Origin of the sequence: Alteromonas sp. S005 (assembly GCF_036864475.1) — a bacterium.
Lineage (GTDB): Bacteria > Pseudomonadota > Gammaproteobacteria > Enterobacterales > Alteromonadaceae > Alteromonas.
In genome coordinates, this window is the sequence record NZ_JAZETN010000001.1 from 326,999 (window position 1) to 348,220 (window position 21,222).

Here is a 21,222-nt window from a genome sequence, read left to right on the forward strand (position 1 = left end):
CCAATATGTTAGATTCACTACTACAAAAAATGGTCGATACCAACGCATCGGATTTATTCGTAACGGCGGGGTTTCCGGTAAGTGCCAAAATTAACGGCAAACTTACGCCAGTGACGGAAAGCGCGACCTCAGAAGAGGCATCGCTGGCGCTAGTTCACGAAGCGATGACTGAAAAACAGCAGAATGAGTTTCACACGACCAAAGAATGTAATTTCGCCATAGTACGAGAGGGCATTGGTCGTTTCCGCTGCTCTGCATTTTGGCAGCGTGACCAAGCGGGCATGGTGATTCGCCGCATCGTTACTCAAATTCCGAAAGCTGATGATTTGGGTCTGCCGCGAGTATTAAAAGAAATTATTATGGCTAAACGCGGTCTTGTTCTATTTGTAGGTGGAACAGGCACGGGTAAATCAACGTCATTGGCTGCGCTTATTGGGCATAGAAATGAAAATTCGCATGGGCATATACTGACTATTGAAGACCCCATTGAATTTGTGCACGAGCATAAGAACTGCGTTATTACCCAGCGCGAGGTGGGCATAGATACTCAGTCTTTCGACGACGCGCTTAAAAGTTCGCTACGTCAGGCGCCTGATGTCATTCTTATTGGTGAAATTCGTTCAATGGAAACCATGGAATATGCTATGTCGTTTGCTGATACAGGGCATTTGTGTGTGGCTACGCTGCACGCTAACAACGCGAACCAAGCTATTGAACGTATTATGCATTTAGCGCCGAAAGATCAGCACGATAAGTTGCGCTTTGACTTAAGCTTAAACATCCGCGCCATTGTTGCGCAGCAACTAGTACCTACGCCAGACGGCAAGGGTAGGGTTGCGGCAATAGAAATACTGCTTAATTCGCCGCTAGTGCGCGACCTAATACAGCGCAATGAAATAGGCGCGTTAAAAGAAGCAATGAAAAAAGGCAAAGAGCAGGGCATGCAGAGCTTTGATATGGCGCTGTATGATTTGTACAAAGCGGGTAAGATTGATATGGACCAAGCGCTGCACCACGCCGACTCGCCCAACGATTTGCGCTTGATGATCAAGCTTGATACCAGCGACGGTTCTAGCTTAGGTACACTGTCAAATGTATCTATTGATATGGATGACTAATTGCTTTCGCTTTATGCTGAAATCCCTTTAGGGGGAGCTACATTTGAAACGCTTACTGAAATAAAGCAGTAGAGAGACACGTTTTTCTCGCATGATGAGCAGCCCACGGGCTGCTTTTGTGTTTAACAAGAGGGTAGCCATTGAAAAAACTCTTCACTTCACAAGACGCTTTTGAACTTCAAGCGGTTCGCAGCGAGCTTGATGCTTTATCTATTCCTTATATGGTAAAAAATGAGTTTGCCAGTGGCGCAATCGGAGAGCTGCCTTGGCAAGATTCTCAGCAGGAAGTGTGGCTTGTTGACGACAGCTGGTATGCAAGAGCGTCGAAAGTTATTGAGCTCTTCATTCAGAAATCAAACGATAAGGCATTATCTAGTGAAGACTGGATTTGTGGTGAGTGCAGTGAACAAAACGGCGCTGCTTTTGATGTCTGCTGGCAGTGTGGGGCAGAAAAATAATAACAGCAAGAGCCAGCAGCATACAAAGGTCAACAGGCCCTTACAATTATTCGTACTGACTCTCGCTCCAGCTAGCGAATATTACACAGGCCGACACACTATCAACCTTATCTTTAGTCAGTTTCTTATAGCCACCTAACTCAAACAGCATGGCTTTAGCGTCTGTGGTAGTCAGTCGCTCATCACAGGTGTCAACGGCCACTTTAAAACGCCCATGTAGACGGTTTGCAAATTTGCGGGCGCGTTGAGTCATCTCCTGCTCAGTACCATCCATATTAAGCGGTAAACCCACCACCACGATATGCGGTTGCCATTCTTCGTAAAGCTTTTCTATTAACGTCCAGTCAGGAATACCGTCTCGTGCCTTCAGCGCTGCAAGAGGGGAAGCCGTACCGGTAATTTCCTGACCTACCGCCACGCCAATGCTTTTGGTACCAAAATCAAACGCAAGTACCGTACGATTTCCTATATCAGGCATGTCCCGCTCCCGGTGCTAGCTGCCATACATCCACACCGAGTTTATTTACTGTTGCTTGCCATTTCTTGTGCATAGGCGTGTTAAACAGAATTTCTTCGTCAGCTTCGATGGTGAGCCATGCGTTTTCCTGCATTTCCTTCTCAAGCTGACCGGCTGTCCAGCCCGCGTACCCCAAAGCAATCAAAACGTCTTCAGGGCCTTCATCATTGGCAATAGCAGTCAAAATGTCCTTGGAGGTGGTCACCATAACCCCTGGTGCAAGCTTTAAGCTAGATGCCCACTCTCTTTGCGACGAGTGCAGCACAAATCCTCGCTCTTGGCTTACAGGACCGCCAGCCAGCACGATTTGCTCTGCTTTGTCGTCAGACACAGTGAGTTCTTTGTCAGTCTGTTCAAGAAGCTGCTTCACGTTCATGGTGGAGGGTTGATTTACTACAATACCCATAGCACCTTCAGCGTTGTGTTCACAAATATAAATGAGTGAGCGAGAAAAATACGGATCGTCCAAACTAGGCATCGCGACCAGAAAATGATTTTGTAGGCTTTTTAATTCCGTCATAGTTTGTCTTTTATCTACTATCTTTTGCTCTGTGAGGGCCTTTACACTATTGAAGCTAAAGGCGCTCTATCCACTCATATTTGCTTTTTACGATACGAACTGCACTGTGTTACCAATACAACCTTACTTTATTTACTGGCTAAGCGCTTTTCAATGGCGTCAAACAGCGCACCCATTATATTAACATCGTAAGCTGCTTCTATTTCTCTTACGCAAGTTGGGCTAGTAATGTTTATTTCAGTAATTTTGCTGCCAATAACATCAAGTCCTACAAATAAAATGTTATTTTCCTTGAGCGTTGGCGCGATGGCTTCGGCTAGGGCGCGGTCAGAATCTGAGATTGGCTGAGGGCGTCCTGTACCGCCAGCGGCTAGGTTACCTCGGGTTTCCCCTTTTGTAGGCAGTCGCGCTAAGCAATACGGCATGACTTCACCATCAACGATGAGTACGCGCTTATCGCCGTCTTTAATCTCTGGAAGGTACTCTTGTACCATCATGTAGCGCGTGCCTAACTTGGTTAGGGTTTCAATAATAACGCCTAAGTTATTGCCATCAGGCTTCACTCTAAAGATAGACGCGCCACCCATACCGTCTAAGGGTTTGCAAATAATGTCTTGGTGCTTGGCGTGAAACTCACGGATAAGCGCTTGGTTGTTCGTGACTAAGGTATTGGGAATGTGTTCTGGGAAGTACGACGTAAACAGCTTCTCGTTGTAGTCGCGAAGCGCTTGAGGGTTATTCACAACTAGCACTCCCGCGTCCTGCGCAAGCGAGAGCACCTGAGTCGCATACAAAAACTCGCTGTCAAAGGGTGGATCTTTGCGCATGAGTAACACATCAATGTCGCCTAAATGCAAGGTCGACTCGTCTTCAATGGTGTAGAAATCTGTAGCTTGATCCTTGACCGATACAGTTTTACCTAAACCCATAGGCTTACCATTGTCTAAATACAGGTCTTTTAATTCAAAATATACGACCTTTGCACCGCGGCGCTGAGCTTCAAGCATCATCGCAAAGCTTGTATCTTTATGTGGCTTAATGCTCGCGATGGGGTCCATAATTACGCCAACGGTATATTGCATAATGTTTTCACCTTGAATGTTGATAAAATGCCGGCTCAGATGGCCCAGCTGATTGTAAACATATATGGGGGCACACCTGAATTCTTCAAGTTACTGAGCTAGCACTATGCTTGCTATATAGCTGCCTAAAATACTGACTTAGAAGTCGCCGTGCTGAGCTTGAAGAATACTTAGGCTTGTAATCGCCGCTGTCTCGGTGCGCAAAATACGTGGGCCCAAACTTACCGACTGATAACCGTTTTCGTTTGCCTGATGAATTTCTGTTTCAGATAACCCACCTTCAGGGCCAATAAGCAAACGAAAGCCTTGAGCATTATAAGGTTGTCTTGCCAAACTTTGTTCAGCGCCCGGTGCGAGAACTAATCTTGTGGTATTGGTTGAAGACGACAACCATTGATTAAGACTAACCGGGGCGTTGAGCGCGGGAATAATGTTGCGACCGCTTTGTTCACAGGCGCCAATAATAATCTTCTGCCATTGCTGAATTTTCTTTTCCCAGCGCGACTCGTCGAGTTTAACCGTACAGCGTTCAGTGATCACGGGCGTTATTTCTGATACGCCAAGTTCCACGCTTTTTTGTAGCACGGTATCCATTCTATCGCCTTTAGATACCCCTTGACCTAAGTGCAAATGAAGCGGGGATTCTTTCGCTAGCGATAAACAAGCGTCGGCTTCAACCGTCACTTTTTTTCTTTGAACGCTAATAATTTGCGCACTGTATTCATTGCCGTCGCCATTAAAAAGCACAATAGGGCGATTGGGCTTTATGCGCAGTACCGTCGCGATGTGATGACCGGCGTCTTCAGTTAACTCAAACTCTTGTTCTAACGGGATTGGGTTGGGGTAATAAACTCTTGGTATACGCATAATAAATTGTGTGTTTGGTTTTGATGCGTATGATACGTGTGTGCAGGTACAGGTTGCAATGCTGTCGACAGCAGCATGTAAATAATTGAGCAAATACTTACATAAACAACAGCATGCGGCCTATATTTAAATCACCTGACTCGTAAATTAACTCTACGCTGCAGAAGGCGAAGAGTTGTTCGAAGTTGATTTCAACACGGTGGAAGAAGACTTCGATGTTGGTTCTGGGCGGTAGTCCGCTCTTGCATACTTGGTGTGTTTTCCTTTATCAGTGCGTAGTGAATATAAAAATAAACACAAGACGACTGAGAATAGGGTTAATAGAAGCAACATGCGTTAATCCTTTAATTGACATAGTTTGCTAAAGCCCGTTCAGAAGAAACTAAAAGCAAGTGTATCGAAGTAGATAGCATGCTTTAATTCTTTTGAGACTTTAGTCTAAAACTTTATGGCCAAAAAATCATCAAAAAAAACATCTTAAAACTCGGTAACTTCCGTTAAATTGGAAAAAGCGCATCAAGGCTTCGGTATGAAATAGTAAAAATATTGGGTGACATGCGTGTGACAATTACTGAAAAATATACTCAAACTTTAGTCTATGAAGTGGCAATAAATGACATCATATATCGCTACTTTAGGATAATTCTAACACTATCAATAGCCTATGTGGCTTAGACTTTAGGGCGAATTTACGCTATTTGGACCTATTAAGTATTGGTGATAATACGATTAGCTGCTAACGTAGTTGCGTTAATTACAACAAACCATGACAAGGACCATATTATGGAAGAGCAACTCTCGCTTTTTTCAGCAAGCGATGTTGAAAGGTACATAAACGACTACGCCATTCCATGGGGTATCAACATCTTGATGGCAATTGCGATTTATGTTGTCGGTAAGATCGTAGTTGGATTTATTTTGTCTGTATTTAGACGTTTAATGTCTAAGTCTAAATATGATGACATGTTGGTAGATTTCCTAGAGGCGATACTTAGCGCTATTTTGATGCTATTCGTCATTGTTGCGTCACTTGACCAACTAGGTGTGGATACTACTTCTCTTGTGGCTATTTTAGGTGCGGCTGGTTTAGCGATTGGTCTTTCACTGCAAGATTCACTCAAAAACTTTGCAGCAGGCGTAATGCTGCTTGTATTTAAGCCGTTTAAATCAGGAGACTTTGTTGAGGCTGCTGGTACTGCGGGTTCTATTGTTAAGATCGGTATCTTTACCACTACGATGAATACGCCAGACAATAAAGAAATTATTGTTCCAAACGGCAACATCTATGGCGGTAATATTACTAACTACTCAGCCAGAGATACTCGTCGTGTAGATATGGTTGTGGGTATTGGTTACGACGCAGACCTTCTCAAAGCGAAGAAGATCCTTGAAGAAATGGTTGCAGCAGACGACAGAATTCTTGCTGAACCTGCGCCGAAAATCGCGGTATCTGAACTGGCTGACAGCAGCGTAAACTTCATTGTTCGTCCATGGGTAAATTCTGCTGATTTCTGGGGTGTTAAATTCGACTTCACTGAAAACGTTAAACTGCGTTTTGATGAAGAAGGCATTTCAATTCCATTCCCACAAATGGATGTGCACCTACACAAAACAGACAGCGAGTAATCGCTATCTTGAAAACAAAAAACGCTGCTATATGCAGCGTTTTTTTTGCCTCAATAACGAGTCAGCTATTTAGACGCTAAAAAATGTATATTCCTATAAGGTTGTACCTTTATTTACAATTAGGTCTATAAGCGGTGGCCTGATAGTCCGCATAGGCTGCAGGCATATTTGCTTGTAAGTTATCAATTCTTGTCTGAGGGGCAGGGTGAGTAGACAGAAGCTCCATCGGGCGGTTACCTCCACTTGCAGCATCCATGTTTTGCCATAAGTTCACAGATTGCCTTGGATCAAACCCAGACTTTGCCATAAGTTGAAGACCGATGACGTCAGCTTCTGACTCGTGCGTTCTGCTAAACGGAAGCTGAACACCTACTTGAACGCCTAAACCAATTGCAGCCATTATAGGGCCTGATTGAGGGACTTCGTTCGCAGCCAGTATTTGGCCTACCGCTTGACTACCTACATTAATCAGTGTTGATTGAGACATACGCTCGTTACCGTGCTCTGCGATGACATGGCCTACTTCATGGCCAATAACAGCTGCAAGTTGATGCTGATTTTCAGCAACATTGAGCAAGCCTGTATAAACTCCAATTTTTCCACCAGGCAGCGCAAATGCATTAACCTGTTCATCGTCAAACACTACCACTTCCCACTGACCGCCAAAAACACTTTCGGGCACTTGGGCAGTAATGGCGTTTGCAACACATTCCACATAGGAGTTCTGTACTGCCTTGTTAGAAATTTTAAGTTCTTCTTTCATTCCCGAAAAAGCTTGGTCGCCCATCTGCGCTAATTGAGTTTCCGAATACAGCAGTACTTGGTTCCTGCCTGTAGGTGAGGTCGCACAGGCGGTTAGTGTAAGTGCAGCAGCAATGACCGCTGATGCAGTGAATTTCAATTTCATGGTTAATCCTTTTGTTTACTGAAAACACCATTTTTGTATATCAGTTACTAAAAAATGCCTGTCAGCTTGTACGTCTATTTAGCAGTATTAGTATCAGATACTACTAATAAAGAAAACTAGACGTTAGCGCTAAAGCGCCTATGTGCCGCTTTCGAGCAGACCTATCGAATCAATTTGACTACAAAGTAGGTTGAAATATCTCCTTACAATTGGCATTTAAATACGTAAATAGTTGCTTTTTTATAGAAAAGTTACACGCTTTTGCCTTCTTAATATTTGTGTCATAAACTGATTCTAATTTATACATAGAAGTTACATAAATTTTCTGGTGTACTAGAGCTAGGAACTTCAGATTTATCGGATCTCCGACGTACAACAAAAACAAATAAAAAGGAAAGCAAATGGCAGTGCGTAATAAGTTTAAATATGGATTACTCGCATTTTTAGTTTCAGCTGCGCTCACGGGATGCGGCCTTGATGGTGACGATGGTGCTCAGGGTGAGACTGGGGCACAGGGGCCGCAGGGCGAACAAGGTGAACCAGGTACTGATGGCAGCGATGGCACCGATGCTTCCATTGGTATTGCGATGGATATCGTTGGGCGCGCCTTTTTAGGCAATCAAACAGCGGCTGAAATTGTTCAGTATCATGCTGGTACCAGTACCATTTATGCTACAAACGGTGAAACTAACACAATTGCGGTTATTGATGCTTCTAGCGTCAATACTGCAACAATGTCAGATCCAATCAATACAACCACACTTACGCCAACCACTATCGCATTGCCTGCCGATATTAACGGTGTAACGCTTGGTAGCCTAACAAGTATTGCAATAAGCGGCGATCTCATGGCTGTTTCTGTACCTGCAGACGTTAAAACTGATAACGGTTATGTGTTGTTCTATAATGGGCTAGACAGTTCTGCTCCTGCGTTTTTGGATTCTGTCGAGGTCGGCGCACTACCTGATATGGTCACTTTTACCCCCGACGGTGGTAAGGTGTTAGTGGCAAATGAAGGTGAGCCTTCTGATGACTACACTATCGATCCAGAGGGCTCAATTACTGTTATTAATATTCTAGCCAGCGGAGAGCCTGAAGAAACTGGTACTACGATAGGCTTCACAGCGTTCAATGGTACTGAAGCCGATTTGATGGCACAGGGGATGATGTTCCCAAATCCGGCGGGCCAGACTATTAACGGCACTGTAATTACCTCTACGGTTGCGAAAGATCTTGAACCTGAATATATAACGGCTACCAACGACGTTGCTTATGTGAGCCTTCAGGAAAACAATGGCCTAGCAATCTTAGATTTAGAAGAATTAACCGTTGATGTTGTTGGTCTAGGCGCTAAATCTTGGGCTGGGCTTAACATTGATATTCAAGAGAACGATGCGGTTAGTTTTGGACAATATACCGGCCTTTACGGGGTATATCAGCCTGACACTATTGCTAACTTTACGTGGAAAGATGCAACATTTATCGTAACCGCGAACGAAGGTGATGCCCGAGAGTATTTCTTTGCAGCTGCCGATGCAGCGGCATGTACTGCTGCAGGTGGTGTAGACTTTGACGAAGACGATGGTTGCCTTGCTTATACCGATGAAGTGAAAGTAGAAGACCTTACCGCTGCTGCCAACTCTGAATTAGCTATGTTACAGGCGACAGGTGAAGCGGACGTCTTACGTGTAACTTCAGCTATGGGTGATGCTGATGGAAACGGAGAGTACGATGCAGCGTATGCTTACGGTGCACGTTCATTCACCATCTGGGATCAAAATGGTTTAGTGGTCTATGACTCAGGTGATGATTTTGAACGCATTACTGCTTCAGTTCATGGCGCACAGTTCAACAACGGTGACGATGAAAACGCAGGCGACTCGCGCTCTGAAAATAAAGGCCCTGAGCCAGAAGCGTTAACCGTGGGTCAAGTTGGCGATCGCACTTACGCGTTTATCGGCACAGAGCGTATGGGCGGTATTTTCGTATACGACGTTACTAACCCTTATGACGTTCAATTTGCAGAATATGTAATTAACCGTGACCTAACCGAAGGTTTGACAAGCGATGATGTCATTGGTGACCTTGCGCCTGAAAGTCTGGTTTTCGTTAGCGCTGAAGACAGCCCAAGTGGCGTCCCTCTTCTAGTTGTAGGCAACGAAGTGAGCGGCACAGTAACGGTGTGGCAAATCAACCAGCTGTAAGCTCCCGCTTTGATTACACAAAACCCCGCTTTGAAGCGGGGTTTTTTATTGGTAGCTTGCCAAGCTTTCCCGAAGGACGAATTTAAGGTGGCCGTCATCTTTGTTGAGTCACCTTGATGAAAAAACACTATACCTGCGGTAACACGCCGTGATTACTAACATTTTAAGTCTCGCTGATTAGGTAATTATTTATGCGGACTGGTTTAAAACAGAGGAAATGAGCTTTCCTTGTGTTCACTATGGTTACACCGTTTAAGGATTAAGGTAAGCTATACCCCATAAAACACAGTCGTATTTTTAAAGGCAAATACGATTAGGCTCAATTGCACTGGTATAGATGCGTTTAGGACACAGAGTAACGCAATGCTCAATACTACCGTAGTGCTATCAAATAATAGAGAATGCCTATGTCTCAGCAAGTTGTGATTAGTGGTGTGGGTGTATGGCACCCTAAAGACAGTATAACTAACGAAGAGCTCGTAGATAGCTACAATGCTTACGTAGATGCGTTTAACGAAGAAAATAAAGCGCTAATCGAATCAGGCGACGTAGCAGCAATGCCATATTCAAGTGCAGAGTTCATCGAAAAAGCATCGGGAATTAAAAGTCGCTATATCTATCAAAAAGAGGGGGCATTAGACATCACTCGAATGAAGCCTAAGATTGCCCCTCGATCAGATGACGAACTTTCTCACCAAGCCGAAATTGCCGTCGAAGCAGCCAAGTTAGCTCTGGCATCCGCCAATGTTTCTGCCAATGAGATTGATGCTGTGATTGTGTCGTGTGCTTACACCCAGCGTGCTTATCCTGCGATTGCAATTGAAGTACAAGAAGCTCTTAACATTGAAGGGTTTGGTTTCGATATGCTAGTTGCTTGTTCTGCAGCAACGTTCGGCATGCATCGCGCCTATGAAATGCTGAGCGCGAAAAATGCGACTCGCGTGTTGGTCATTAACCCTGAGTTGGTCTCACCGCAAATTAACTACGCTGATCGCGACAGTCACTTTATTTTTGGCGATGTGGCTACGGCGACTGTGCTTGAGCTTGCTGAAACCGCCAAAAGTGAGCACGTATACGACGTGCTAAGCACCAAGGCATTGACGAAATTCTCAAACAATATTCGTTCTAATTTTGGCTATATGACACGTGCCGAAGACGTTGATCCGTATGGACCTGATAAACTATTCCATCAAGCGGGGCGCAAAGTTTTCAAGGAAGTGTGCCCGTTGGCAGCCGCGCATATTGAAGCGCATTTAGCGAGTCACGACATTACGCCAGAGGGTGTCAAGCGTTGGTGGCTTCACCAAGCTAATATCAATATGAACACTTTGATTTGTAAACGTCTGTTAGGTCGCGATGCCGACCGTACCGAAGCGCCAATTGTGCTAGACGAGTTTGCCAACACTGCTTCTGCGGGTTCTGTGATTGCGTTTGGTTTAAACCATGAAGACCTGGTAGCTGGTGACGTGGGAGTACTTTGCTCTTTTGGTGCAGGGTATTCAATTGGCTCATTAGTGATCCGTAAACGGTAGTTTTTCTCATAGCGCGGGCGATGCCTGCGCACCGTACCTAGCTGAAAATGCTAAGTGCTGTTGAAGGTAAGATATAGTTAACATTGTCGCCAGTGCCAGCGCGGCCGATCAAGTGGCCTGTTTTGACACTGTGTCGCTAAAGCAGGGACGTTGCATCAATGCGCACCCCTGTATTTCATCTTCTAAATAATGATAATAAGGGTGAGATAAAAGGATGATTTCAGATGTAGGCTATGGGTTAAATAGTCTGGCGCACTTAGCCCTTTTATTGCTGTTGTTAACGGTACGCAAACCCGGCGTAGCCAAGCATTTATTGGTATTGGCAACCACAGCCACCTTTTTATGGTCTACAACCTTAATCACTTCGCTATTCGGGCCTATCTCGCTAAGCTGGTTACTCAGCGCTGACGTGCTTAAGCAGCTCGCATGGCTACTCTTTTTGGCTGGCTGTTTACAGACCAGTTTTAGCAATATCTTCGACGTTCTAAAACGCCCTGTAACGTTAATTATTATTGCCCCCGCACTAGCAGCATTGCTAGCCCCTTATCTATTGGTAGTAAATCCCGCGTGGAGCTTTCTTGTACTGATTGTGCTGTCATTAGAAGTGCTTGTACTTCTGGAAGTTGTGTATCGACAAGCGGGGCGTGAGCAGTGGGCGTTTAAGCCCATCATTATTTATCTGGGAGCAACCAACCTGTTTGAGTTTGTTACCTATGCAAACGCTACCATGGTAAACCAGGTGGAAATTGGCTACATAGCGGCACGAGGCTATATTTACTTCTTGTTAATGCCCTTACTCGTCATATCGATTCGACGAATTCATCACTGGGGCATTGATATCTTTATCTCGCGGGACGTAGTGTTGCACAGCTCTCTACTCTTAGTGGCGGGCGGTTATCTTTTTGTGATGGCTGTTGTCGGCTACGCCATAAATTATATGGGAGGCAACTGGGGAGCGACGGTTCAAATCATATTGGTTGTGATGTCATTTGCATTGCTCGCCACTGTATTCTTGTCCAACGGCTTTCGCACTAAGATAAAAGTATTTATCACTAAACATTTCTTTGCGAATCAGTTCGACTACCGCGTTGAATGGGTGAAATTAACGCAGTGGTTAACACGTGCAGGGGATACCTCATCAGATGTTTACCACGCTGGCCTAACAGGAATGCTTAACGCCATTCAATATGAGTCAGGTCTGCTGTTTAAAGTAACGCAGAATGGCTATGAATGCGTGGCTAAGGCATCACCTATTACAAACACTGCGTCAACAGATAACAATGAATCGTTAACTGATTCGAAAGAAAACAACGCTACCTGTACAACGTTAGAAACGCTTGCAAGTTATAGCGACAAAAATGGCTGGATCATTGATACTGATGCCTACCTCGTCAAACCATTCGATTACGAGGGGTTAAAGCTAGATAGAGATGCACTAAAAGCATGGGGCTACCAACTCTTCGTGCCTTTCTTAAAAGATGGGAAGCTGTGGGGATTTGCTGTTCTCGCGTCAGGAAACAATGAAAAAATCAGTTTAAATTGGGAAGTGAAAGACTATCTAACCGCCGTATCTGAGCAAGTAGGCACGTACATGCAGCACCACGAGGCGGCTCAAGTGGTAGCAGAAAACGCCCAATTTGCGGCATTCAATCGAATGTCTGCGTTCGTTTTACATGACTTAAAAAATGTACTAGCTCAAGTCGACCTTATTCTTGCCAATGCTCAACAGCATAAACACAACCCTGAATTTATCGAAGACACCTTCGAAACCTTGGAGCATACTAAGGCAAGAATGGAAAAAATGCTCAAGCAGCTGACAGATAAGAAGGCCGTTGAAGAAGGTGTAAACTCAGAATTTTTGATTTCGGAGCTGGCCAAAGATGTGGTCAACAACCGCTGTTCAGGTTTACGTCCGCTACCAACAGTTCATGTGCTAAAAGAAACGGCCGTGACGGTTGATAAGGATAAGGTGGCAAACGTGCTTTATCACCTAATCAGCAACGCTCAGCAGGCAACTGCAGATGACGGAGAAGTCGACGTGGTGATTACTGGAAATTCTGACAACAAAATGCAGCTAGTTTTGATAGAAGATACAGGGTCAGGTATGGATAAAGCGTTTATCGAAGAGCGCCTATTCAAGCCATTTGATACCACGAAAGGCAATGCTGGTATGGGTATTGGTGCATATGATGCAAAAACATATATCGAGTCTATCGGTGGCAAACTAACTGTTCAAAGTGAACCTGGACGCGGTAGCTGTTTTACACTGTATTTTCCGATAGGATAGGGTGTATAACTAAAAAGTGGATGAAGCATTATCAAATCCACTCCCTTTCGATGGATGAAGTAGAATAATAGGATGATGAAATGACCGATACCATTTTGGTAGTAGATGATGATTTAGGTATCCAAAAGCAACTTAAATGGAGTCTTACCGATTACAACGTTGTTTTTGCAGACGATCACACATCTGCCATAGCCCAGCTCCGTCGTTTTGAACCTAAGGTTGTTACCCTAGATTTAGGGCTTCCGCCAGATCCAGCGAATGCGTCGGAAGGTTTGCGTATTCTTCACGACATCATTGCGCTAGCGCCGAGAACTAAGGTGATCGTGGTGACTGGCAACAGTGATAAGCAAAATGCGCTTAAAGCCATTGATTTTGGTGCCTATGATTTTTATCAAAAGCCTATCGATTCAGATACCATTAAACTGTTGGTCAATCGTGCTTTAAATTTGTCGAAGCTGGAGCATGAGAACAGCATTTTATCGCGCACCCGTTCAGGCATGTCGAGGATCGTCGGCAATAGCGAGGCTATTCAAAAAGTCGTGCGCCGAGCCGAGAAAATTGCTAATACCGATATCAGCACTTTACTGCTTGGTGAAAGTGGTACTGGTAAAGAAGTATTTGCGCGCAGTATTCATGAACACAGCCCAAGAAAAGATAAACCATTTGTGGCGATTAACTGTGCATCAATACCCGAGAACTTGTTAGAAAGTGAGTTGTTTGGTTATGAGAAAGGGGCGTTCACTGGCGCGAATAAAACCACCATAGGTAAAATTGAAACCGCGCAAGGCGGTACCTTGTTTCTCGATGAAATAGGGGACATGCCAATAGGGTTACAAGCTAAGATGCTCCGCTTCTTGCAGGAGCGAGTGATAGAACGCGTGGGCGGGCGCAATGAAATTCCTGTTGATATAAGGGTTATCTGTGCGACTCACAGAGATTTGCAGGCCATGGTAGCGCAGGAAACTTTTAGGGAAGATTTGTATTACCGAGTAGGTGAAATGCCCATTGTAATCCCGCCGTTGCGTGAACGAGATCAAGATATCATTCTGCTGGCCCGTACCTTCTTGAACATTTACCGCGAAGAGTTTAAAGCTAAGGCTAAAAGCTTCTCTGAAACCGCTGTTAATGCCATGTTAGCTCACAAATGGCCAGGTAACATTCGTGAAATGCAAAACAAACTCAAGTCAGCGGTGATTATGGCGGAGGGGAGCGTGATACAGCCGGATGACCTAGGATTAATGCCAGTAGATGCCCATGATGAGCCTGAAACATTAAACTTACGTGAAGTGAGAGAAATAGCTGAAAGCCGCGCCATACGTAGGGCTTACCAAAAAGCAGATAAAAACATGTCTAAAACGGCAGAACTGCTTGGCGTTACGCGACCAACATTATATTCGCTTATTGATAAATATCACATGGAAGATATTAAAAGTAGCGATTAAAGGCAGAGCATGGCACCAGCCACTGCGAGTGCTTAATAACTGGGACGAATGACTTTTCACCCCACTTATTAAGCCGTTAAAAACACGCATTATGCAGGCTAAACATCATATGCAAAAGTTTTTAAAGCATAAACTGGCGATGTGGTTCCGCTAGTGCGTCGTGACCCGTAAATGTCACTTCAAGTCGTACTTTATTTGGATTAAGTTCTACAAAAATGACGCTTGCACACACATTACATACGTGATGCGTTTCACCGTTAGCCTCATGCAATTTGGCTAACGAGAAAGGAGCACAGTCGATAACAAGCCTTTCTTTTTCAACTGTCATACTCAGTTGACTGGTATCTGTTTGAGTCAGAGTTTCATTGTCGGCTTCTAATTCATCCAGATGTTCAATTTCATATTGAATGGCTTGGCAGTGACAGCTTCCTCTATACATATTTCACTTCCTCTACTGCTATTTATCAAGGGTATCTGGCCACTTGATACTCGCCACATTGTTAAATGATGTGGCAATTCTTGAACCAGGAAAATTGAATTTAGTATCTAACAACGTTGGGTGCGCTCTAGGGCTTGTTAGTGTTTCTATAACACCTACCCATCCGTTACGGCCAGAAAGTTTAGTGGCGTAAAGCGCATAATCTACTACAGCAAACGTTCGCTTCCATGCAGCATCAAAATCATCCTCTTTGTCAGGAGGAAGCAATGAGAAGCCGATACTACAGGTAATATTGATGGGAGCTTCTTGGCCAATATCAAAAGACGTGCGAGCCACCATCTCTCGACAGCGCTCAGCCAATTCTGGCAGTTCTTCTCTATTAGATTGGCGACATACGACTAAGAATTCTTCACCGCCCCATCGAATTATGAGATCGGTCTGTCGGAATACTTCTTTTAATACGTTAGCGAATGCTGATAACACCTTGTCACCCGCCATATGGCCGTAATCGTCGTTAATACGTTTAAAGTGGTCGATATCAATAAGCAGACAGAGTAAGTCTTGTTTCGTTTTATTAGCGTTTGTATTTTGTTTTACTGAAAATTGACTGCGCCTTATTTCACCCGGTAGTTGTGACTCAAGGTAGTGCCTGTTGTACAAACCCGTTAACGGATCGCGCAGGCTTACCTCTTCTAGCGTCTTGTAGGCTCTTTCTAGCTCTTGATTTTTTTCTTGGAGGGTCAACGTTTGCTGTCTAACTTCTCGGCGCAGAATAATGGTTTGCTGGCGCTGTTTGTATCGACTCCAGACTAAAAATGTCAGCAACAAAGCAGCTAACGACACACTCCAAAACAAGGTGGTTTGTAAGTTTTCACGCTCAGCTTGTGCAAGCACAAGTTGCTTCGATTCTTCTAACTTTTCTAGCGTGCGAGACTGGCGCACAAGTTCGATTTCAGCCTGAAGCCCTTCTATGGCGGACCTGTTTTCTGAGTCCAGCAATCTTTCACGCAACTGTTGAATGACTGATTGAATGTCCAGCGCTTTTTTAAACTCCCCAAGCGAAACAAAAGCACTAAGCTGTATTGATAGAAAACTCAACTGCCCCCGAATATCCCTATTTTTTCGCGCATCAATAGTACCCGTTCGTGCTTCTGCTAAAGCCAGTTCAAAGCTCTGTTCTTTCATGTACGCTTGCGAAAGGGCCAGCCGTCCCTCTTTCATTAATTTGGCTTGCCCTGATGAACGTGCAAACTGCATGGCTTCTTTTAACAGCTCCCTGCCTTTTGCGACATCGCCACTTTCTACAAGTGCGTTGCCCAATAGCATTTTTGCTTGTGCGATTGCACCAACGTCATCGGTAGAAAGCAGTAGGGTCAGAGCGTCGTCGATAGTCCCTATGGCTTGGTTAATATCACCGACTTTCAGTGCTAATGCACCCATACGTGCTTTTATGATACCAAGTAGCCTAGGCGTACCCGTGTTTTCAATGCTATCAAATGCATCTTGGTAATAGGTATGGGCCAGAGCCGCTTGGTTGAGTAAACTATAAATGTCGCCAATACGGAGAAGCGAGAGGCTCATTTCATTAGCCATTTTATTTTCACGGAAGTAACGCAGGGCTTGTTTTAACGGCTCAAGCGCGGTTTCTATTTCCCCTTGGTCTTGGTGAATTATGCCAAGTTCAAGGTTTAATCGTGCTTTTAAGAGGTCATCTTGTTCAATCTGTGCAATAGACATAGCGCGTCTTACATAAGTCATTGCGGTAGAGTAGTTAGATAAATTCCTCTCCGAAGTAGCAAGTTGAAGAAGGGTTGACGCTATTTTGTCGAGATTGCCCTCGGCGGTATAACGCTCGAGCGCAGCGTTAAAAATAGCTTTTGATACTTCAAAACGAGATGCGTTTTGAAGTAGTTGACCGAGTGTTGAAAAAGCATCGGCGGACAAGTACTGTTGTTGCAAGGCTTGCTCTAATAACAAAAGTGCCTTGCTGTCAGCATCAGTGTATTTTTTAGCCTTCAGAAGGTTTTCAACGTTTGTAATTTCGCTATTATTTAAATTGATAGCTATTGCCGGTCTAATCGGCACAAGATACATCGCAAATAGTAGGGCACACAATAGCACGCGCACTGTGCTCAATCCTTCACTGCCCATTCTGTTGTATCTCCCATACGCTGTCAGAATATACTGTTACTGAGTATCTCAAGGGCCTTTCGCCCTAGCAACATTATTATTGTGAAGAATAAAACGTTTTTAATACGTATTTGGATTTATACTTTAGTCTAATTTATGCTGTTATCTTCAATCCACTCTCGAATCAGTGCAGACTTGGCTTTACCTGTCTTTTGGGCAATGTTTGCAAGTTTTTCAATACATTGCGGTGTTAACGTGAAGGTAGCATGTCGCATACCTTCTGATTTTACAGGCTTTCTTATCGGCACAACGCGCTCTGTACGAACGTCTTTTAAATCGTTTTTTGCCGCCGATGGTTGCTTTTTATCCACTTTACCTTGGGCATAAAGCAGCGCATCGTCGATAAAATCTTCTACAGTTCGTAGATTGGGCTTAGCTAACGGCTTCGACTTTTTGAGGTTGAGTAAACTCATAAGCATCCTCCATTTTGCCAGCTAGTAGCTCTTCAAACAAGGTTCTTATTTCTGTGGCCGCTTTACCTTCTGGTTCACTCTCAATAACTGACTGCCCTGACTCTTCTGAATCGTCATACATGTTTCTACTAAAAGTAACAGAGTTTAGGACGGGAATACCAAATGAGCGACACACTTCTTTTGCCTCTAGAATACGGTTTGCCAGGCTAGGTAGAGAAGGGCACTGTGTGATAACGAACGCGGCGTTCATTTTCGGGTTAACCATTTTACAGGTAGATAAAATATCTTCCATGTGAGGTACCGTTTTGAGATCGCGACGTTTGGGTCTAAGTGGAATTAGTATATGGTCAGCGACCGCCATTGAAGAACGTAAAGCAAGGTTGTCTTGGCCACCACAGTCGATCACAACGTAATCGTAATACTGACGGAGACTAAGTAATTCGTTACGTATTTTTCCGTATAACTGAACGCAATTTATTTCGGCCAGACGTGGGTTAGCTTTGCGTTCTTGGATCCAGTCTGAGGTCGTTCGCTGCGGGTCACAGTCGACCATTAACACCTTGGCACCTTTTTCAGTGCGAAGATACACTGCAATGTTTTGTGCCAGGCAGCTCTTTCCGCTACCGCCTTTTTCTCCACCAACCAAAATAATCATGGTGATAACCCTCGAATATCGCTTATGTTAAAGTACTGAGCGTTACGGAGGAACGTGAATAATGTCACGACCGAACCTAACCTCGACTAAAAGCATAGGCAGCCTATGAACTAGGTTCAGCATCAAAATCGATATTAACGAATGTAAGACAATACCTATTGATTTGTGCAAAAACTCGTTCTAGTCTTCTTACTTCATCAATAAGATTACCGATAAGAGGTTGTTATGTCAGAAAGTCGCTTTACTTCCAAAGAAGGTCAAAAAGTACCTAGCGTGTCATTTCCATGCCGAGAGGGGGATGCATGGGTAACGAAAACGACAGATGAATTATTTTCTGGCAAAAATGTCGTGGTGTTCTCACTTCCTGGTGCTTTTACGCCAACCTGTTCCTCTACCCACTTACCTCGCTATAACGCTTTAGCGAAAAAGTTCGCGAAACACGGCATTGATGACATTGTTTGTGTATCGGTAAACGATACTTTCGTTATGAATGCATGGGCCGCAGATCAGGAAGCCGCTAACATTACTGTTATTCCAGACGGCAACGGTGAATTCACTGATGGCATGGGTATGCTTGTAGATAAAGCGGACTTGGGCTTTGGCAAAAGAAGCTGGCGTTATTCAATGCTAGTAAAAGACGGCGTGGTAGACAAAATGTTTATTGAACCTGATGTTGCCGGCGACCCGTTTGAAGTGTCAGATGCAGATACCATGCTGGCTTACATTGCGCCAGAAGAGCAAACCAACGCACCTGTTTCTATTATCACAAAACCGGGTTGTCCTTTCTGTGCTAAAGCGAAAAAACTGCTTGATGAAAAAGGCTACGAGTACGAAGAAATTGTGTTGGGCAAAGATGCTTCACTGACCAGCTTAATGGCGATTAGTGGTCGCGAAACCGTGCCGCAAGTTTTTATTGGCGGTAAGCATATTGGTGGTTCTGATGATCTAGAGGTGTACTTTAGCTAACGTAATATACGTATTAATCGTCACAAGAAACGGGAGCATGGTAAACTGCTCCCGTTTTTTATTAATTATCCGTAGCGGAGAATAATGGTGTCATCGAAGTTTTTTGTAAAATTGCTCATAGGTATTGTTGCGCTTTTAGGTGTAAATATGGCTATGGCCGCAAATGTGTCGATACCCGATACTAGCGAAATGAAAAGCAGAAGTTTTTCAGATCTTCAAAATCAGTTCAAAGCATTTTACGAAAAAGAATGGGGCCAAACCCAGCCGTGTAGAGAAACGGCACTTAATCGTTTTTCGGTATGCAGCAACGTATTGCGAAATGAAGGCAATTCGCCTTTCATGCTGACCAACAAATCAAGCAGCAAGGTGGCAGTGCTTATCCACGGCTTAAGCGACTCACCTTTCTTTATGCGTGAAATCGCTAACATCTTATTTGAACAGGGTTTTACCGTAGTTGTGCCCCTTTTACCTGGTCATGGTAAACGAGATGCCGATGATGACATGTCTGACTGGGATTTAGCAGAGCGCTGGCAGTCACACGTTGATGAAGTCATTAAATTGGCTGATAGCATGGGTGATACTTTGCTAGTAGGTGGATTCTCTACAGGTGGTGCACTGGCGGTTGAACATTATCTGGATAGTACAGGAAGCGAAGTAAATAATATTGATGGTCTTATGCTATTTTCTGGCGCGCTAGCGCTGTCTGATAATGCTGAAAGTATGTCTCGAATTTGGGGCATTAAACTTTTAGCCAGAATTATTGATGGAACCTATCAAACTCATGGCCCCAACCCTTACAAATATCCAAATGTGGCAGGTTTAGCAGGGTTGGAATTGATGGATTTAATAAACATCATTCGGGACAAAGTCGAGGAAGGACAGCAAATTGAAGTGCCGCTATTTGCCGCTCACTCTCAAGCTGATGAAACCACGCCAATTCGCGGCATAGAGCAGTTAATGGAAGCAAGTAAAGGTCCGAATACCTTTTTCGTTATCGATGAATCGTACGGGTTGTGCCACGCAGATTTAGTCGTGAATACAAGCTTGCTCAATAAAATGAATTTCAACGCAAACATGGTTAATCAGCAAGAAGAGTGTGCGGTACCTGAAGCAAACCCGCTATTTTCAACCATGGGACTTATGTTGCGTGATTACCTGTCTCAGTTTGAATAAGCTACGGGGGCCTGTTGACATTTGGTGTACAACAAAGGTCAAAAGGCCCTAGCTTAGCGACATTAAAGGCTGGCTTTACTGCTTGGTTAGATCACGCTATTATTTCGTTGTACAATAGACAGCAATATTTTGAGTACAGTATTTGAGAAAGTTTCGGATTAGTTTAACGCGCAAACGGTATAGGTCGGCGAATGCAAGTTCGTTTATCCTTACACTGTTTTTAATGGTGGCCCTCGTGTCGTCAGGTAGCGCTGTATCTATCGAACATTCATACGAACATGCCCATTCAATGTCGGTGATGACACCGCAGTCGGATGCTGCTCATGCTAACCATCAGGTTCGAATCCCTGAGTCTGCTAATACACATTGTCAGCACCAAGAATTGTCATCACAACTTGCGGATTTAAGTGCTAAAAACAGCAAGAGCAAACCCGCACAGTTCGACGGCGTACAAGTTAGCGATGCAGGCGTGAATAGCGTGAAAGCATCGCAGATGAGCGACATGTCTTGCTGCAAGGATGAATGTAATTGCCCAGCCGATCACTGTTTTAATTTTAGCGCGAGTGCGCTTATTCAGCCTACCGTTGAAACCGAAATATCGGTAGCCAGAATGGCTGCCACTGCACCTATACTGGGGTAGCGCTCATCTCCTCACTTCGGGCAGTTTCGCCCACCTAAGTCACTTTTCACAGCATAGATCTATCTCGCGGATTTATTTCGCAGCAGAGACGTTTTTATGTCACGACGTCGTCTAGTCGTTTTGAGATGTCTCTGATCTTTTATCTATGTAACGCGTGGTAAGCCTTTTTGCTAATCCCCTTTGTCG

The 21,222-nt window shown here is 44.3% G+C and carries 19 protein-coding genes; 10 read left to right on the forward strand and 9 right to left on the reverse strand.

Annotated elements, in window-relative coordinates; genetic code table 11:
* The first annotated feature begins 5 nt into the window (after nucleotides 1-5).
* Together V7R55_RS01375 and V7R55_RS01380 are read left to right on the forward strand one after the other, a co-directional pair.
* Complete coding sequence (locus tag V7R55_RS01375; protein ID WP_014977241.1) at nucleotides 6-1,118, forward strand: PilT/PilU family type 4a pilus ATPase; 1,113 nt, start codon at nucleotides 6-8, stop codon at nucleotides 1,116-1,118.
* Between the two features lie 140 nt (nucleotides 1,119-1,258).
* Nucleotides 1,259-1,576: a putative signal transducing protein gene (locus V7R55_RS01380; protein WP_049586039.1), complete on the forward strand. Its 318-nt coding sequence runs from the start codon at nucleotides 1,259-1,261 to the stop codon at nucleotides 1,574-1,576.
* Between the two features lie 46 nt (nucleotides 1,577-1,622).
* Here the strand turns inward: V7R55_RS01380 and ruvX are convergent, their stop codons facing one another.
* The 4 genes from ruvX to V7R55_RS01400 form a co-directional block, all read right to left on the reverse strand.
* The gene (ruvX, locus tag V7R55_RS01385) at nucleotides 1,623-2,054 is read right to left on the reverse strand and encodes a Holliday junction resolvase RuvX (RefSeq protein WP_014980071.1); all 432 of its coding nucleotides are present in this window, start codon (nucleotides 2,052-2,054) and stop codon (nucleotides 1,623-1,625) included.
* On the reverse strand, nucleotides 2,047-2,613 hold the full coding sequence (locus V7R55_RS01390; RefSeq protein WP_014950460.1) for a YqgE/AlgH family protein: 567 nt from the start codon (nucleotides 2,611-2,613) through the stop codon (nucleotides 2,047-2,049). Before V7R55_RS01390 ends, ruvX begins: the two co-directional genes overlap by 8 nt.
* A gap of 128 nt (nucleotides 2,614-2,741) precedes the next feature.
* On the reverse strand, nucleotides 2,742-3,695 hold the full coding sequence (gshB, locus tag V7R55_RS01395) for a glutathione synthase (protein ID WP_156078753.1): 954 nt from the start codon (nucleotides 3,693-3,695) through the stop codon (nucleotides 2,742-2,744).
* A gap of 138 nt (nucleotides 3,696-3,833) precedes the next feature.
* Nucleotides 3,834-4,562 (reverse strand): 16S rRNA (uracil(1498)-N(3))-methyltransferase, encoded by a 729-nt coding sequence (locus V7R55_RS01400; RefSeq protein ID WP_014980069.1) that lies wholly within the window; start codon nucleotides 4,560-4,562, stop codon nucleotides 3,834-3,836.
* 783 nt (nucleotides 4,563-5,345) lie between these two features.
* Between V7R55_RS01400 and V7R55_RS01405 the strand changes: the two genes are divergently transcribed.
* A complete protein-coding gene (locus V7R55_RS01405) occupies nucleotides 5,346-6,188 on the forward strand; it encodes a mechanosensitive ion channel family protein (RefSeq protein ID WP_334056686.1) in 843 nt (280 codons plus the stop codon).
* A gap of 109 nt (nucleotides 6,189-6,297) precedes the next feature.
* Here the strand turns inward: V7R55_RS01405 and V7R55_RS01410 are convergent, their stop codons facing one another.
* Nucleotides 6,298-7,095, reverse strand: coding sequence for a M48 family metallopeptidase (locus tag V7R55_RS01410; protein ID WP_039218718.1), 798 nt, complete (start codon nucleotides 7,093-7,095; stop codon nucleotides 6,298-6,300).
* Between the two features lie 401 nt (nucleotides 7,096-7,496).
* Here V7R55_RS01410 and V7R55_RS01415 point away from each other — a divergent pair, with 401 nt between their 5' ends.
* From V7R55_RS01415 to prsR, 4 genes are all read left to right on the forward strand, one after another.
* On the forward strand, nucleotides 7,497-9,299 hold the full coding sequence (locus tag V7R55_RS01415) for a choice-of-anchor I family protein (RefSeq protein WP_334056689.1): 1,803 nt from the start codon (nucleotides 7,497-7,499) through the stop codon (nucleotides 9,297-9,299).
* Between the two features lie 407 nt (nucleotides 9,300-9,706).
* A complete protein-coding gene (locus V7R55_RS01420) occupies nucleotides 9,707-10,831 on the forward strand; it encodes a beta-ketoacyl-ACP synthase III (protein WP_334056691.1) in 1,125 nt (374 codons plus the stop codon).
* A 214-nt stretch (nucleotides 10,832-11,045) separates the two neighbouring features.
* The gene (gene prsK, locus V7R55_RS01425) at nucleotides 11,046-13,118 is read left to right on the forward strand and encodes an XrtA/PEP-CTERM system histidine kinase PrsK (RefSeq protein WP_334056692.1); all 2,073 of its coding nucleotides are present in this window, start codon (nucleotides 11,046-11,048) and stop codon (nucleotides 13,116-13,118) included.
* Nucleotides 13,119-13,198: 80 nt separating this feature from the next.
* A complete protein-coding gene (gene prsR, locus V7R55_RS01430; protein WP_039218707.1) occupies nucleotides 13,199-14,560 on the forward strand; it encodes a PEP-CTERM-box response regulator transcription factor in 1,362 nt (453 codons plus the stop codon).
* A 121-nt stretch (nucleotides 14,561-14,681) separates the two neighbouring features.
* On the opposite strand, the gene V7R55_RS01435 is transcribed toward prsR, so the two are convergent.
* The 4 genes from V7R55_RS01435 to V7R55_RS01450 all read right to left on the reverse strand — a co-directional run bounded on the left by V7R55_RS01435 (nucleotide 14,682) and on the right by V7R55_RS01450 (nucleotide 18,257).
* Nucleotides 14,682-14,999 (reverse strand): GFA family protein, encoded by a 318-nt coding sequence (locus V7R55_RS01435; protein WP_039218703.1) that lies wholly within the window; start codon nucleotides 14,997-14,999, stop codon nucleotides 14,682-14,684.
* 18 nt (nucleotides 15,000-15,017) lie between these two features.
* Complete coding sequence (locus tag V7R55_RS01440; protein WP_334056696.1) at nucleotides 15,018-17,150, reverse strand: diguanylate cyclase; 2,133 nt, start codon at nucleotides 17,148-17,150, stop codon at nucleotides 15,018-15,020.
* A gap of 128 nt (nucleotides 17,151-17,278) precedes the next feature.
* Nucleotides 17,279-17,602, reverse strand: a complete 324-nt coding sequence (locus V7R55_RS01445) for a hypothetical protein (RefSeq protein ID WP_039227929.1) — start codon at nucleotides 17,600-17,602, stop codon at nucleotides 17,279-17,281.
* Entirely contained in the window at nucleotides 17,562-18,257 is a 696-nt protein-coding gene (locus V7R55_RS01450; protein WP_334056699.1) for an AAA family ATPase, read from the reverse strand. Before V7R55_RS01450 ends, V7R55_RS01445 begins: the two co-directional genes overlap by 41 nt.
* Nucleotides 18,258-18,482: 225 nt before the next feature.
* Between V7R55_RS01450 and V7R55_RS01455 the strand changes: the two genes are divergently transcribed.
* The 3 genes from V7R55_RS01455 (at nucleotide 18,483) to V7R55_RS01465 (ending at nucleotide 21,036) form a co-directional block, all read left to right on the forward strand.
* The gene (locus V7R55_RS01455) at nucleotides 18,483-19,223 is read left to right on the forward strand and encodes a glutathione peroxidase (protein ID WP_202942066.1); all 741 of its coding nucleotides are present in this window, start codon (nucleotides 18,483-18,485) and stop codon (nucleotides 19,221-19,223) included.
* An 84-nt stretch (nucleotides 19,224-19,307) separates the two neighbouring features.
* Nucleotides 19,308-20,396, forward strand: a complete 1,089-nt coding sequence (locus V7R55_RS01460; RefSeq protein ID WP_334056702.1) for an alpha/beta hydrolase — start codon at nucleotides 19,308-19,310, stop codon at nucleotides 20,394-20,396.
* A gap of 235 nt (nucleotides 20,397-20,631) precedes the next feature.
* Nucleotides 20,632-21,036, forward strand: a complete 405-nt coding sequence (locus tag V7R55_RS01465; RefSeq protein WP_334056704.1) for a hypothetical protein — start codon at nucleotides 20,632-20,634, stop codon at nucleotides 21,034-21,036.
* Nucleotides 21,037-21,222 lie beyond the last annotated feature (186 nt).

Coding starts and splice junctions, on each gene's coding strand:
- V7R55_RS01435 (WP_039218703.1), bottom strand. CDS start 14,999: ATGTATAGAGGAAGCTGTCACTGCCAAGCCATTCAATATGAAATTGAA.
- ruvX (WP_014980071.1), bottom strand. CDS start 2,054: ATGCCTGATATAGGAAATCGTACGGTACTTGCGTTTGATTTTGGTACC.
- V7R55_RS01450 (WP_334056699.1), bottom strand. CDS start 18,257: ATGATTATTTTGGTTGGTGGAGAAAAAGGCGGTAGCGGAAAGAGCTGC.
- V7R55_RS01440 (WP_334056696.1), bottom strand. CDS start 17,150: ATGGGCAGTGAAGGATTGAGCACAGTGCGCGTGCTATTGTGTGCCCTA.
- V7R55_RS01410 (WP_039218718.1), bottom strand. CDS start 7,095: ATGAAATTGAAATTCACTGCATCAGCGGTCATTGCTGCTGCACTTACA.
- V7R55_RS01445 (WP_039227929.1), bottom strand. CDS start 17,602: ATGAGTTTACTCAACCTCAAAAAGTCGAAGCCGTTAGCTAAGCCCAAT.
- V7R55_RS01400 (WP_014980069.1), bottom strand. CDS start 4,562: ATGCGTATACCAAGAGTTTATTACCCCAACCCAATCCCGTTAGAACAA.
- prsK (WP_334056692.1), top strand. CDS start 11,046: ATGATTTCAGATGTAGGCTATGGGTTAAATAGTCTGGCGCACTTAGCC.
- V7R55_RS01405 (WP_334056686.1), top strand. CDS start 5,346: ATGGAAGAGCAACTCTCGCTTTTTTCAGCAAGCGATGTTGAAAGGTAC.
- V7R55_RS01460 (WP_334056702.1), top strand. CDS start 19,308: ATGGTGTCATCGAAGTTTTTTGTAAAATTGCTCATAGGTATTGTTGCG.
- V7R55_RS01375 (WP_014977241.1), top strand. CDS start 6: ATGTTAGATTCACTACTACAAAAAATGGTCGATACCAACGCATCGGAT.
- gshB (WP_156078753.1), bottom strand. CDS start 3,695: ATGCAATATACCGTTGGCGTAATTATGGACCCCATCGCGAGCATTAAG.
- V7R55_RS01415 (WP_334056689.1), top strand. CDS start 7,497: ATGGCAGTGCGTAATAAGTTTAAATATGGATTACTCGCATTTTTAGTT.
- V7R55_RS01420 (WP_334056691.1), top strand. CDS start 9,707: ATGTCTCAGCAAGTTGTGATTAGTGGTGTGGGTGTATGGCACCCTAAA.
- V7R55_RS01390 (WP_014950460.1), bottom strand. CDS start 2,613: ATGACGGAATTAAAAAGCCTACAAAATCATTTTCTGGTCGCGATGCCT.
- prsR (WP_039218707.1), top strand. CDS start 13,199: ATGACCGATACCATTTTGGTAGTAGATGATGATTTAGGTATCCAAAAG.
- V7R55_RS01455 (WP_202942066.1), top strand. CDS start 18,483: ATGTCAGAAAGTCGCTTTACTTCCAAAGAAGGTCAAAAAGTACCTAGC.